Source organism: Mycobacterium sp. E342, from assembly GCF_001667665.1.
Taxonomy (GTDB): Bacteria; Actinomycetota; Actinomycetes; order Mycobacteriales; family Mycobacteriaceae; genus Mycobacterium.
Genome location: NZ_LZJM01000128.1, coordinates 1 through 13,375, shown reverse-complemented (window position 1 = coordinate 13,375; position 13,375 = coordinate 1). Strand labels below are relative to the sequence as shown.

Below are 13,375 nucleotides of genomic sequence, written 5' to 3'. Positions count from 1 at the left end.
GCCCGGATGGAGATCAACAGCTTCTTCTCCGAGCTGGTCCCGCGGATCAAGTCGATCGAGCTGGCCGGCGCGCCCGAGCTGATGGCCACGACCTTCGTCGGCGGCCTCAAGCACCTGCCGATCCGTTACTCGCTGAAGTGAATTCGGGCGCACTCAGATAACGGTCAACTCATCGGGCAGCTCGTCTTCCAGCGCCGCCCGCGTGAGCAGCTCGCCCAGCACCGGGCCGAACTTCATCAGGTTGCTGCCGACGAACGCGACGACTCGGCCGCGTCGCGCCACGGTCCAGCCGTCACCGCCCGCGTCGAGCCACGGAGCGCGGACCGTCACACAGTCCACCCGCCCCACCGGACGCAGGGTCGGGAACAACGCGCGCACCGTCGCCGGGTCCGGTACCTCCTGGCCGAACGCCCACCGCCGCGTGCTGCCCAGTGGCAGCCCGTAGCCCTCAGGCGCCGACAGGCACGCCGCGCCGGTCGCGTCGGCGCCCGCGTAGGCGAAACGGGTGTGCGGGCCGAATTCGGCGCCGAGCGGGCCGAAAAGGGCCGGCGTGCGCGCTCCCGCGCAGAGCAGCACCCGTTCGGCGCGCAGGACGCCGCCGTCCGCGAGACTCACCGCGCCATCGTCGCCGACCGACACGACATCCCCGCGCCGGACGTCGGCCCGCCGCGCCAACGCGGACAACGCGCGGTGGGAGCCCAAGCTGCCGCCGAGCGGATCCAGCACACCGGTCTGCCAGGGCGGTGCGGCGAACGGGATCCGGGCTGCGATGGCGGCGCCGTCCAGCCAGCGAAACGGCGCGCCGGCCTGCGCCATCGCCGCCGCGACGTCATCGCAGGCGCCGGCGGCGATGAACCCCTCCGGGCCGAGCAGGCTGCCCGCGCCGAGTTCGGACTCCCACCGCTGCCAGCCGGCCCGGGCTTCCAGCGCCAGTTGGCACAGCGCCGGGCGTCGATGCGCGATCCGGAAGATGCGCGCTGGCCCCGCGGACTGCTCGCCGAACGGCACGCCGCGCTCCAACACGACTGCGTGCTCCCCCCGCCGTGCCAGCTCGTAAGCGGCGGCCAGCCCGCACACCCCGGCGCCGACGATCACGATCACCCGGTCGGCATTCCCACGGGACTAGAAGAAGAACCCGGCGTGGGGCGCGTCCGGCACCGCGAAGAGCCGATCCGCTGTGGCGATCGCCGACGGGTCCTCGGCCCGGGCCAGGCCGGCGATCGCAAGGTCGCGCCACGTCGTTCCGCCGAGCAGGACGGCGGCCAGCCCCTCGACGTCGACCTCGAGGTTCGCTCGCCGCCCGGTCGGTTCGGCACCGTCCGCGGTGACCGTGAAGCGGCCCGAATTCCGTGGCAGCACGGCGTCATTGACCGCAACGGTGACGGCGCCGTCGCCGCCGTAGCGACGTGCCTCCAGCGCCCGCCCCGCGTCGATGACACGCAGCCAGGTTTCGTCGTGTACCGCGGTGACCCGCGCCGCCCGCCGGTCGGCCAGCAGCCACGGCAGCGGGTCATCCATCGGCAACATCCAAAACACCACGCGGTCAATGAGATCCAACTCCAGCAGGAACCGCAGCAATCCGAGATAGGTTTCCGCGGTGGGCGCGAAGAAATCCTCCACCGCGATGGTGCGCTGGTCGCTCACGAACCACCTATCGGTGTCGACGGGACGGTAGCGGGCGAAGCCTGATTCGGATCCCGGCTCGCCGTGCACCACGAAATACGTAGGACCGGGGCTATTTTCGGTCCGCAACCGCAGGCTCTCCCACCACGGCCGCGGCCGGTCGATCGTTCCCGGACGCGACGGGCGATTCCGGGCATAGATGCCCGGCAGCAGCTCCCAGGCCTGCGCGGCGGCGACCAACCGCACCGGACCGCCGGGCCCGACGTCGCGGCGCAGCGCGGCACGCGCGGTGTGCACCTCCACCGTCTGCGAAGAGCTGGCCACGCCGTATCCGTACCGGCCGTAGATCGTCGCCTCCGATGCCCGCAGGGACGCCACCACTTCACCGCGGGCGGCGATGTCGCGCAACTGATGACCGATCAGCTCGGTGGCGACGCCCCGCCGGGTGAACGAGGGCAGCACCCCGATGTGCGTGACGGCGGCGTGGCCCACCATCGCCCCGCCGGGAAGCGTCATCCGGCTCGTCACGGCGTCCGCGGTGCCCACGAGCTGGCCGCCCACGAACGCCCCGACGGTACGGCCGGGCTCGAGCAGTTTGCTGATCTGCCCGGGCGGCAGGTCCGGCAGCGGCGGGAAGCCGATCATCGCGACGCGGAACACGTTGGCGGCGGCGAGCAGATCCTCCTCGCTGTCGAGCACCCGGATCTCGATGGTCATCCGGCCATCATGTCTGGTGCCCGCGGGCGCGTGGACCGCGGGATGCGGCCGCTAACGAATCTGCAAGCCGGTCAACGCCCGGGAGATCACCAGGCGCTGGATCTCGCTGGTCCCCTCGAAGATGGTGAAGATCTTGGCGTCGCGGTGCATTCGCTCCACGGGGTAGTCGCGGGTGTAGCCGTTGCCGCCCAGGATCTGGATCGCCTCGTCGGTGACGTAGACGGCCGTCTCGCTGGCCACCAGCTTGGCCATCGATCCCTCCGCCGCGTCGAAGGACTGGTTGTTGCGGGCCATCCATCCAGCCCTCCACACCAACAGACGGGCGGCGTCGATGCGGCTTCTCATGTCCGCCAGCTTGAACGCCACCGCCTGGAATTCGCCGATCTTGCGCCCGAATTGCTCACGCTGGCAGGCATAGTCGAGTGCATACTCGTAGGCGGCCCGCGCGACACCGACCGCCATAGCGCCGACGGTGGGGCGGGTGCGCTCGAAGGTCTTCATTGCCGCCTGACTGCGCGCCGACGCGCCCGACTTGACGCGGGCGATCCGCGCTTCGAACTTCTCGCGACCACCCAGGATGTGGTCCTCGGGCAGGCGGACGTTGTCCAGCACCACCTCCGCGGTGTGGGACGCCCGAATCCCGTGCTTCTTGAACTTCTGGCCCTGCGCCAGTCCGCTGACACCCGCCGGGACGACGAACGTGGCCTGCCCCCGGGTTCCCAGCTCGGGGTAGACCGACGCCACGACGATGTGCACGTTGGCGATGCCGCCGTTGGTCGCCCACGTCTTGGTGCCGTTGAGCACCCATTCCCCGGTGGCCTCGTCGTAGCGCGCCCGGGTACGGATCGCGCCGACGTCGGACCCGGCGTCGGGCTCGGATGAGCAGAACGCGCCCAGCTTCGGCTCGTCCGCCGTACCGAACATCTCGGGCAGCCAGCGACCCAGCTGTTCGGGAGTTCCGTTGCCCGCCAAGGCCGCTGCGGCCAGCCCGGTGCCCATGATGGACAGCGCGATGCCCGCATCGCCCCAGAACATCTCCTCGAATGCGGTCAGCATGCCCAGGCCCGTGGGCTCGGCCGCCTGCTGCGCGAAGAAGTCGGGGGAGTACAGGCCCACCTTCGCGGCCTCCTGGATCACCGGCCACGGGGTTTCCTCCCGTTCGTCCCATTCGGACGCGGCGGGCCGGATGACGTCGGCGGCGAACTTGTGCACCCAGTCGCGCACCTCGATCACGTCATCGGTCAGTTGCAGCGAGAAAGTCACGGCTTCACTCCTGAGATGTTTTGTCGTTCAACGGGTTTTCGGGGTTCCGTATTGGGCGAGGACGCTGACGGTCTGGCTGACCCATGCCTCGAAGTAGCGCTCCTCGTCGATGTTGCCGGGCAGCCGGGCGGTCAGCGCCTGCAGCGTCGCGGCGTAGGACAACGACCCGATCGCGACCGCGGCGGCCGCCTCCGGGTCGGGGATACGGGTGCGGCCGGCGCGATTAGACGCGGCGAGCTCGTCGGCGAACCGCTGGTAGGCGTTGTCGGTGATGACCTGCCAGGTCTTCTCGTCCAGGTCGCCAAGCTCCTCGGGTTCCCGCAGCATGACCTTGAGCAGGTCCTCGCTCTGCTTGAGGTTGCTCCAGATCAGCTGGCCGGCGGTGCGCACGGCCTGTTCGACGCTGTCCGGCTGCCCGGCGTCGTATTGCTCGCGCGCCGCCACGATGCTGTCGATCCGGTAGGCGACGGCGGCCTCGAGCAGTTCGCGTTTGGAGCCGAAGTGCTTGTACAGGGCTCCCGATCCGGGCGCGAGGCCCGATGCCCGCTGGATGTCGGCCACCGATGTCGCCGCGTAGCCCTTTTCGGCGAAGAGCTTGAGCGCCTCGGCCAGCAGCCGATCGCGTCCGGAGGCGAGCATGGTGAGAGAGTACTCACTCACCGTTGCTCGGCCAAATTGTCGCGGTCGGCGGGACACGAGTTCAACGACGAGCGCTAGATTCTCTGCGAAGCGCCACGGCGCCAGGACGCGGCGACTCGGTATCGGTGTGAGGGTGGTGGTCGCGGAGTCGGCGCGCCGCCGGCCCCGTGCCACGAACCGCACAAGAGGAGCGTGACAGTCGCGTGTTACCGCACGTACAGCTGCCGATGCGGGTGTTGTCGCTGCGCACGATCGTCGTCGTGGCCGCGCTGTCGGTCATCACCCTCGTCGTCCTGTTGGGCACCTGGGTGTGGGTGGGTGTCACCAACGACCAGTACAGCCAGCTTGACCGCCGGCTCGATTCGGTCAGCAGCCTGGGTGACATCAACTCACTGCTCAACAACGTGGAGCACGCCAGCCCCGACCAGCCCATGCCGGACGGCAACCTGGTGCGCACCGCTCGCATCGGCGACCAGACGGTTTCGGTGCCCAGCAACATCGTGCTGCCGAAGCTGCCCAACGGGTACGCCAACACCACCATCGACGGGGTGAAGTACCGGGTCCGCACCTTCTCCGCCGGACCCGCCTCGATCGCACTGGCCGCACCGTTGGCCGAGGCCCAGCACCGGATCAACGAGCTACACCTGCGGGTGCTGCTGATCTGCGCCAGCGTCATCGGGGGGACGGTGGTCGTCGGCTGGGTGATCTCGCTGATCATGGTGAACCCGTTCCTGCTGCTGGCGCAGCAGGCCCGCGCGATCAACGCCCAGTCCAGCCCCGACGAGGTCCAGGTGCGCGGGGTGCGCGAGGCCGTGGAGATCGCCGAGGCCGTCGAGGGCATGCTCGCGCGTATCGGTAACGAACAGCAGCGCACCAAGGCCGCGCTCGAGTCGGCCCGCGACTTCGCCGCGGTCGCCTCCCACGAACTGCGCACCCCGTTGACGGCCATGCGCACCAACCTGGAGGTGTTGTCCACCCTGGACCTGCCCCCGGAACAGCGCGAGGAGGTCATCGGCGACGTCATCCGCACGCAGAGCCGCATCGAGGCGACGCTGACGGCGCTGGAGCGGCTGGCGCAGGGCGAGCTGACCACGGTCGACGACTTCGTCCCGTTCGACATCACCGAGCTGTTGGACCGTGCCGCGCACGATGCGCTGCGGATCTATCCCGACGTGGAGGTGTCGCTGGTGCCGTCGCCGACCGTGCTGATGGTCGGGTTGCCCACGGGGCTGCGGCTGGTGATCGACAACGCCATTGCCAACGCCGTCAAGCACGGCAACGCGGGCAAGATCCAGCTCACCGTGAGCAGCTCCAGCGAGGGCGTCCAGATCGCGATCGACGACGACGGAACCGGCGTCCCGGAATCCGAGCGGGCCACGGTGTTCGAGCGCTTCACCCGCGGGTCGACGGCGTCGCGCTCGGGCTCGGGGCTGGGGCTGGCGTTGGTCGCCCAGCAGGCCGAATTGCACGGCGGCACAGCGGCATTGCAGACCAGCCCGCTGGGGGGCACCCGGCTGCTGCTCAACCTGGCCGGCGATGGCCGCGGCCCCGCGTAGCTTTCGCCCGCTATTAACGCACCGGAAAATCGGGCGCAATGGTCGCCCAATTCGCCGCCCGAGTCGGCAACAACAGGCGCGGCGTCGATCCGTTGTTCGACCGCGGTTTACGTCCGCCATAACTGCGATGTATTCGCATGAGCAGGTGACCACAGTGTCTGCAGTGGCATACGAGGTTGTTTGACGGATGACTTGTAACGGGAATACCGCCGACCAGAACAAACGCGGAATTTCCGGTCGGCAGCCCGGGAGGATCGAGTGAATAACACGAACGGTCGGATCGCACTAGACTGATGCGCCAAGCCCGTCTTTATGACGCTGAGCAATCGGAGGGAAATCATGACGATGTCGATGCAGCCAGAGGCGGTTCTGGCATCGGCAAGCGCGGAGTCGGCCATCAGCGCCGAAACGGAATCGGCGGCGTCGGCGGCGGCGCCGGCCCTGCTGGGGGCGATGCCGATGGGCAGCGATCCGGACTCGGCGATGTTCGCGGCGGCGCTGAACGCTTGCGGCGCCAGCTATTTGGGTGTGGTGTCCGAGCACGCGGCGCAGCGTGGGCTGTTCGCCGGGGCGCAGGGGCTGGCCTCGGGCACGACCGTCGCGACGGAAACCGCTCGCCAGGCGGCCCTGCTGACAACCGCGGCCACCAGCCTCTAAAAGGGGAAGGTACGCATGGCCGATCCGGGGTGGGCTGCGCGTACACCTGAGGAAAACGATCTACTGCTCAAGGGCGGCGCCGGGGTGGTCACTCACCTGGCCAACGAGGCCGCCTGGATGGCTCTGGCAGCCACCCACCACGCCTCAGGTATCGCGTCTGCGGTCAACACGGCTACGACATCAGCCAGCTGGCTGGGTGCCGGCTCGGCGGCGTCGGCGGCCAACGTCACGATGCTCAACGCGTCGCTGCACGGGCTGGCCGGCTGGGTCGACATGAAGGCACCGGTCGTTGCCACCGCGGTCTCCGCGTACCAAATGGCATACGGCACGATGCGCCCCGCTCCCGAATGCATCGCCAATCGCGATGAGTGGGGAGTCGACAACGGGATCAACCCCCTGGTGCTGGGGGCCCTGACCCCCCGAATCGTGTCGCTTGATGTCCAGTATTTCGGGGTGATGTGGCCCAACAACTCCGCCGTCGGGGCGAGCTACGGGGCCATCCTGACGTCGCTGAGCGAAAGCCTCGCGATTGCGCCACCCGTGGCGACCATGGGCGCGTCGCCGGCGGCACCGGCACAGGCGGCCGCCGCGGTGGGCGAGGCGGCCGCCCAGGTCGGGGCCGGTGATGGCATGCGCTCGGCCCTGCAGGGGGCGCAGCAGGGCACCTCGAGCGCCGGTCAGGCGGCATCGGGCGGCCAGGACTTCATGAGTCAGGCCGGCTCGTTCATGGAGCCGGTGCAGTCGATGATGGGGGCCGTCCCCCAGGCGATGCAGGCGCCCATGCAGATGATGCAGGCGCCGATGCAGATGATGCAGCCGCTGCAATCGATGATGGGCATGTTCGCCAATCCGGGCGCCATGGCTGGGGCGGCGCCGGGCGTCTCGGCGGTCTCGGCGACGGAGGTGTCGGCCGTCGGCGCATCAGGCGGCGGCGGGGCAGCCTCCCTGGGCAGCGCGGGCATGCCCGCGACCAGTTTCACCCGTCCCGTCAGTGCTTTCGAACCGGCCGGCAGCGGACGGCCGGTCGGGTTGCGGCCGAGCGGGGCGCTGGGCGCCGAGGCCATGCGTCCGCAGACCACGACGGTCGGCGGTGGCACACCGATGGGCGGCATGCCGGTGGGGCATGGGGCGGGAGGAGAACGCGGATCTCGAGACAAATCCGAACAGCCCGCGACCGTGCGGGTAGTGGACACCAGAGTGTGAAGCCGGCCCGGCCAAGGGTGAATCGACAGGTATAAATAGCCGCCATACACTTCGCTCCATGCCCCAGGCATTTTACGGGGGGCGGCCAACCGGAGAAGGAGAATTCAGTGACAATCAAGGTGACACCGCAAATGCTGCGCGATACGTCCAACGCCATTCAGGCGAACATGGAACACGCAATTGGGATCGGCCAGGGATACGTGGCCAACCAGGAGAACGTGATGAACCCGTCGACCTGGTCCGGTGACGCGGTGGTCGCGTCGCACGCGACGGCCATCGAGGTCCAAAACGACCTGAACAAGGTGCTGAACGGCGGCACCAGGCTGGCGGAGGGCCTCAAGCAGGCGGCGGCCCTGATGGAGGGTCACGAGGCGGATTCGTCGCACGCTTTCAGCGCCCTGTTCGGCCACGGCGGATCCTGATTTCCGCCCACCTCGTTCCTAATTCCACAAACGGTTTTCTGAAAGGAAGTTAACAATGTCTGATCCAATTACTTACAACCCCGGAGCCGTGGCCGACTTCGCCAGCGATGTCGCTTCTCGCGCCGGCCAGTTGCAGGGCATTTTCGATGACACCTCGAACCGGACCAACGCGTTGCAGGAATTCTTCGCCGGCCACGGTGCGTCGGGTTTCTTCGAGGCGCAGGCGCAGATGCTCTCGGGGCTGCAGGGCCTCATCGACACGATCCGCCAGCACGGGCAGACCACGTCGCACGTGCTCGACGGCGCGCTGAGCACCGACCAGCACATCGCCGGCTTGTTCTGACTCCGCCCGAGGGCCGGTGAAGGTGGGGCAGGCGCGCCCGAGCGTGTGTGCCCCACCTTTGATGTCTAGCCACCGAGGAGAGAGACATGCTGACAACGACGGTCGACGGACTGTGGGTGCTGCAGGCGGTCACCGGGGTCGAGCAGACCTGCCCCGAACTCGGCTTGCGGCCGCTACTCCCGCGGCTCGACACGCCCGAGCGGGCGCTGCGCCATCCGGTGGTGGCCGAGCTGAAGGCCGCCGGCGCCCTCGACGACGCCGGCAACGTCGACCCGATGATCCGCGAGTGGCTCACTGTGCTGTTGCGGCGCGACTTGGCGCTCCTCGTGACCATCTCGGTCCCCGGGCGCGACGCCACGCGCGCGTCCATTTGCCGGTTCGCTTCCTGGTGGGTGGTTTTGGAACGCCACGAGGACCTGGTGCGCCTCTACCCGGCCGGCACCGCCAGCAACGAAAACGGGGCCAGTGATCTGGTGGTCGGACAGGTCGAGCGGTTGTGCGGGGTGGCCGAGGTGGCGCCGCTCAAGCCGGTCACCTTGGACACCGAGCACTTGCTCGCCTCGGTGCGCGACGCCGCCAGCCTGCGGACGTTTCTGCTCAGTCAGAACCTGGACGTCGACCAGCTGCAGATCGTCACGATGGCGGCGGATCCCGCGCGTTCCGCGCATGCGGCCATCGTGGGGCTGCAGGCCGGGGTGGGACCGGACGAGATGGCGCGCATCGCCGTCGGCGATTCGACCGTCTCCATCATCGACACCCCGGCGGGCCGCGTCTGCGTGGAGAACGTGATCTCGGGGCAGCGGCGCTATCAGATCGTCTCGCCCGGTTCGCGCAGCGACATCAGCGGCGCGGTGCAGCGGCTCATCCGCCGCCTGCCCGCCGGTGAGGAGTGGTACTCGTATCGCCGGGTCGTCTGACCGGAGCCGGATTCTCAACTGACCCAAGATAAGTCGGTTAACCAATGCCGTGGAATAGCAACCCCTTACGCACTTGAAGGGGTTTGTTGATCGGTAAACGCGGTATCGCCAAGCGTGTTAGCATCGCGACGTGACGAGCCCTTGGAATGACCCGAATATGTCGGACGAAGGGGCGCTCAGACGGGGGGAACCGTCAGGGGGCCGCAACTTCCCGGATTCGGTATCCGACACCATGCGCATTACCGATCTGGCCGCGCCTCGAAAGATTCCTCCGGGCTCGGGTTGGCGGAAATTCATCTACGTCATCTCTTTTAAAAAAATTAACCCCGGAGAATCGCCCAGCGAGCGGCACTACCGGGACTTGCAGAACCGCATCCGGCGGCACATCCGCCGGCAGTACGTCATCACGGTGGTCTCCGGCAAGGGCGGCGTCGGCGTTTCGACGATGGTCGCCTGCATCGGTGGGGTGTTCCGAGAATGCCGGCCGCAGAACGTGATTGCGATCGACGCGGTCCCGGGTTTCGGCACGCTGGCCGACCGAATCGACGAGTCGCCGCCGGGCGACTACACCGCCATCATCAACGACACCGACGTGCAGGGCTACGCCGACATCCGTGAACACTTGGGACAGAACCCGATAGGCCTCGATGTGCTGGCCGGAAACCGTACCTCCGACCAGCCCCGGCCGCTGGTGCCGGCGATGTTCTCCGGGGTCTTGTCGAGGCTGCGGCGAACCCACACGGTGATGATCGTCGACACCTCGCCGGATCTGGAACACGAGGTGATGAAGCCGGTCTTGGAGAACACCGACACCTTGGTGTTCGTCTCCGGCATCACCGCGGACCGGTCGCGCCCGGTGCTGCGGGCCGTGGACTACCTGAGGTCGCAGGGCTACCACGAGCTGGTCTCGCGCAGCACCGTGATCATCAACCACACCGACCAGATCACCGACAAAGATGCGCTGGCATACCTGACCGAGCGGTTCAGCAAAGTCGGAGCGACCGTCGAAGAGATGCCTTTCGATCCGCACCTGGCCAAAGGTGGGCTCATCGACACGGTTCATGAATTGAAGAAAAAGACGCGGTTGCGGCTTTTTGAAATTACCGCCGGCTTGGCCGACAAATACATTCCGGATGCGGAGCGGACGGCGCCGTGACATCAGCGCATAAGGTCGCCTTCCCGGCGCGCTGTGCGGTCAATATTTCCTACGAGAAGCATCTGTGCTCGCAAGTGTTCCCCGCCGGAATTCCGGTGGAGGGATTCTTCGAGGGAATGGTCGAGCTCTTCGACGCGGACTTGAAGCGCAAAGGGTTTGAAGGCATCACGCTGCCGGCCGGCAGCTACGAGCTCCACAAGATCAACGGGGTCCGGCTCGACATCAACAAGAGCCTCGACGAGCTGGGCGTGCAGGACGGCGACACCCTGGTGCTGGTGCCCCGGGTCGCCGGCGAGTCCTTCGAACCGCAGTACGAGTCGCTGTCGACCGGTCTGGCCGCCATGGGCAAGTGGCTGGGCCGCGACGGCGGCGACCGGATGTTCGCCCCGGTGACGCCCCTGACCGCCGCCCACACCGCCATCGCCATCATCGCGATGGCGGCCGCGGTGGTCGTCGCCCTCACGCTGCGCGCGCGGACGTTCACCGACAGCCCCGTCCCGGCCGCGGTGGCCGGAGCCGTCGGGGTCTTGCTGATGATCGCAACGTTCGTCGTCTGGTGGGGCTGGCGGGAGCGGCGCGACATGTTCAGCGGATTCGGCTGGCTGGCGGTCGTGTTGCTGGCCGTCGCGGGCGCCTGCGCGCCGCCGGGCTCCCTCGGCGCGGCCCACGCGGTGATCGGACTCGTGATCGTGATCCTGGGGGCCATCGCCATCGGTGTGCTCACCCGCAAGCGGTGGCAGACGGCGGTCGTCACGGCGGTGGTGACGGTGTGCGGGATCCTCGCCGCGGTTGGCGTCGTGCGGATGTTCCGGCCGGCCTCGCCACAGGTGCTGGCCATCTGCGTGCTGGTGGGATTGCTGATCCTGGTGAGGATGACGCCGCTGGTCGCGTTGTGGGTGGCCCGCGTGCGGCCGCCGCACTTCGGATCGATCACCGGGCGTGACCTGTTCGCGCGCCGCGAGGGCATGCCCGTCGACACGGTCGCCCCGGTCAGCGAGGACGAGTCCGAGGACGAGGACAACGAGTTGACCGACATCACCGCGCGGGGCGCGGCGATCGCCGCCTCGGCCCGGCTGGTCAACGCGGTCCAGGTGGGGGTGTGCGTCGGGGTGTCGATCGTGCTGCCCGCCGCTGTGTGGGGAGTGCTGGCGCCGGGACGTCCGTGGGCCTGGCTGGCGCTGGTGGTGGCGGGCCTGGTGGTGGGCATCTTCATCACTCAGGGCCGCGGATTCGCCGCGAAGTATCAGGCCGTCGCGCTCGCCTGCGGCGCCTCGGCCGCGGTATGCGCAGGGGTGGTCAAATATGCTCTCGCCGAGCCGAAAGAGGTTGTGAACGGCCTCCTTTGGCCCGCGATAGCCGTCGCCGCCTTCGCCGCGCTCGGCCTGGCCGCGGCCCTTTTGGTGCCCACGGTGCGGTTCCGGCCCTTCATCCGGTTGACCGTGGAGTGGGTGGAAGTCTTGGCGTTCATCGTCTTGCTGCCGGCGGCGGCGGCCCTGGGAGGGCTCTTCACGTGGATTCGCCACTGAAGCGGGTAGCGGCGATGACCGCCGCCGTCACCCTGGTCGCGCTTTCGGCGAATGTCCCTGCCGCACAAGCGATCACGCCCCCGCAGGTGGATCCGGGATTGGTGCCGCCGGACGGACCGCCCCGATCGGACCAGCCGATGCGGCGCGCCAACAGCTGCTCGACGCCCATCACCGTGCGCAACCCCGACGTCGCGCAGCTGGCCCCCGGCTTCAACCTGCTCAACATCAGCAAGGCATGGCAATACAGCACTGGCAACGGTGTACCGGTGGCGGTCATCGACACCGGTATTTCGCCCAACCCGCGGCTGCCCGCCGTGCCCGGCGGCGACTACATCATGGGCGAGGACGGCCTCTCCGACTGCGACGCGCACGGCACGATCGTGGGCTCGATCATCGCCGCCGCCCCGCAAGGGGTTCTGCCCATGCCACGGCCGATGCCCTCGACACCTGCCTTCCCCCCGCCGGCCGGACCGCCACCGGCCATCGGGGCACCACCGCCGCCCGTGGAGGTGCCGCCGCCGGTGGCGCCGCCGCCACCGCCCCCGCCGGTGACCATCACCCAGGTGATTCCGCCGCCGCCACCACCGCCTCCCCCGCCTCCCGAGGGAGGGGGCGCCACCGCCGCCTCGAACGGGCCGGCGGATCCGCAGACCGAGGACGAACCCGCAGTGCCGCCGCTTCCGCCGGGAGCGCCCGACGGGGTGGTCGGGGTCGCGCCGAACGCCACCATCATCTCAATCCGCCAGTCGTCCAGGGCCTTTGAGCCCGTCAACCCCCCGCCGGGGGATCCCAATTCCGACGAGAAGGTCAAAGCCGGCACGCTCAACACGGTCGCCCGCGCAGTGGTCCACGCGGCCAACATGGGTGCCAAAGTGATCAACATCTCGGTGACCGCGTGCCTGCCGGCCTCGGCCCCGGCCGACCAACGCGCGCTCGGCGCGGCGCTGTGGTACGCCGCTACGGTCAAGGACGCGGTGGTCGTGGCCGCGGCCGGAAACGACGGGGAAGCCGGCTGCAACAACAACCCGATGTACGACCCGCTGGATCCGTCGGATCCCCGGGACTGGCATCAGGTCAAGGTCGTCTCGTCGCCGTCCTGGTTTTCCGACTACGTCCTGTCGGTCGGTGCGGTCGATGCCACGGGCGCCGCGCTCGACAAGAGCATGTCGGGACCTTGGGTGGGTGTCGCGGCGCCGGGCACCCACATCATGGGGCTCTCACCCCAGGGGGGTGGACCGGTCAACGCCTATCCGCCGTCGAGGCCGGGCGAAAAGAACATGCCGTTCTGGGGCACCAGCTTCTCGGCCGCCTACGTCAGCGGCGTCGCGGCCCTGGTGCGGGCGAAATACCCGG

Annotated in this window: 12 protein-coding genes and 2 pseudogenes; 10 read left to right on the top strand and 4 right to left on the bottom strand. The window is 68.6% G+C overall.

What is annotated here, in order from left to right; all coding sequences use genetic code 11:
- Positions 1 to 141: pseudogene (locus A5692_RS28945) on the top strand (cytochrome P450); the annotation flags it as partial.
- A gap of 12 nt (positions 142 to 153) precedes the next feature.
- Here the strand turns inward: A5692_RS28945 and A5692_RS08330 are convergent.
- The 4 genes and pseudogenes from A5692_RS08330 to A5692_RS08315 all read right to left on the bottom strand — a co-directional run bounded on the left by A5692_RS08330 (position 154) and on the right by A5692_RS08315 (position 4,242).
- Complete coding sequence (locus A5692_RS08330; protein ID WP_068054555.1) at positions 154 to 1,101, bottom strand: FAD-binding oxidoreductase; 948 nt, start codon at positions 1,099 to 1,101, stop codon at positions 154 to 156.
- 21 nt (positions 1,102 to 1,122) lie between these two features.
- Positions 1,123 to 2,340 (bottom strand): GNAT family N-acetyltransferase, encoded by a 1,218-nt coding sequence (locus A5692_RS08325; protein WP_068054551.1) that lies wholly within the window; start codon positions 2,338 to 2,340, stop codon positions 1,123 to 1,125.
- A 51-nt stretch (positions 2,341 to 2,391) separates the two neighbouring features.
- The gene (locus A5692_RS08320; protein WP_068054548.1) at positions 2,392 to 3,603 is read right to left on the bottom strand and encodes an acyl-CoA dehydrogenase family protein; all 1,212 of its coding nucleotides are present in this window, start codon (positions 3,601 to 3,603) and stop codon (positions 2,392 to 2,394) included.
- A gap of 4 nt (positions 3,604 to 3,607) precedes the next feature.
- Positions 3,608 to 4,242 (bottom strand): annotated as a pseudogene (locus A5692_RS08315) (TetR/AcrR family transcriptional regulator).
- 227 nt (positions 4,243 to 4,469) lie between these two features.
- On the opposite strand from A5692_RS08315, the gene A5692_RS08310 reads away from it, so the two are divergent.
- The 9 genes from A5692_RS08310 to A5692_RS08270 all read left to right on the top strand — a co-directional run.
- Entirely contained in the window at positions 4,470 to 5,798 is a 1,329-nt protein-coding gene (locus A5692_RS08310) for a HAMP domain-containing sensor histidine kinase (RefSeq protein ID WP_068054542.1), read from the top strand.
- Positions 5,799 to 6,137: 339 nt separating this feature from the next.
- Complete coding sequence (locus A5692_RS08305) at positions 6,138 to 6,455, top strand: PE domain-containing protein (protein ID WP_068054564.1); 318 nt, start codon at positions 6,138 to 6,140, stop codon at positions 6,453 to 6,455.
- A gap of 15 nt (positions 6,456 to 6,470) precedes the next feature.
- Complete coding sequence (locus tag A5692_RS08300; RefSeq protein ID WP_068054539.1) at positions 6,471 to 7,658, top strand: PPE family protein; 1,188 nt, start codon at positions 6,471 to 6,473, stop codon at positions 7,656 to 7,658.
- Between the two features lie 107 nt (positions 7,659 to 7,765).
- Positions 7,766 to 8,080: a WXG100 family type VII secretion target gene (locus A5692_RS08295; RefSeq protein WP_007166893.1), complete on the top strand. Its 315-nt coding sequence runs from the start codon at positions 7,766 to 7,768 to the stop codon at positions 8,078 to 8,080.
- Positions 8,081 to 8,135: 55 nt separating this feature from the next.
- The gene (locus A5692_RS08290) at positions 8,136 to 8,423 is read left to right on the top strand and encodes a WXG100 family type VII secretion target (RefSeq protein ID WP_067920541.1); all 288 of its coding nucleotides are present in this window, start codon (positions 8,136 to 8,138) and stop codon (positions 8,421 to 8,423) included.
- Between the two features lie 86 nt (positions 8,424 to 8,509).
- A complete protein-coding gene (locus tag A5692_RS08285; RefSeq protein ID WP_068054536.1) occupies positions 8,510 to 9,340 on the top strand; it encodes an ESX secretion-associated protein EspG in 831 nt (276 codons plus the stop codon).
- Between the two features lie 130 nt (positions 9,341 to 9,470).
- On the top strand, positions 9,471 to 10,496 hold the full coding sequence (locus tag A5692_RS08280) for a MinD/ParA family protein (protein ID WP_090419175.1): 1,026 nt from the start codon (positions 9,471 to 9,473) through the stop codon (positions 10,494 to 10,496).
- Positions 10,493 to 12,022, top strand: a complete 1,530-nt coding sequence (eccD, locus tag A5692_RS08275; protein ID WP_082962465.1) for a type VII secretion integral membrane protein EccD — start codon at positions 10,493 to 10,495, stop codon at positions 12,020 to 12,022. The genes A5692_RS08280 and eccD overlap by 4 nt, the downstream gene beginning before the upstream one ends.
- 14 nt (positions 12,023 to 12,036) lie before the next feature.
- Positions 12,037 to 13,375 (top strand): S8 family serine peptidase (locus tag A5692_RS08270; protein WP_156765982.1); only part of this gene is annotated, 1,339 nt, incomplete at its 3' end.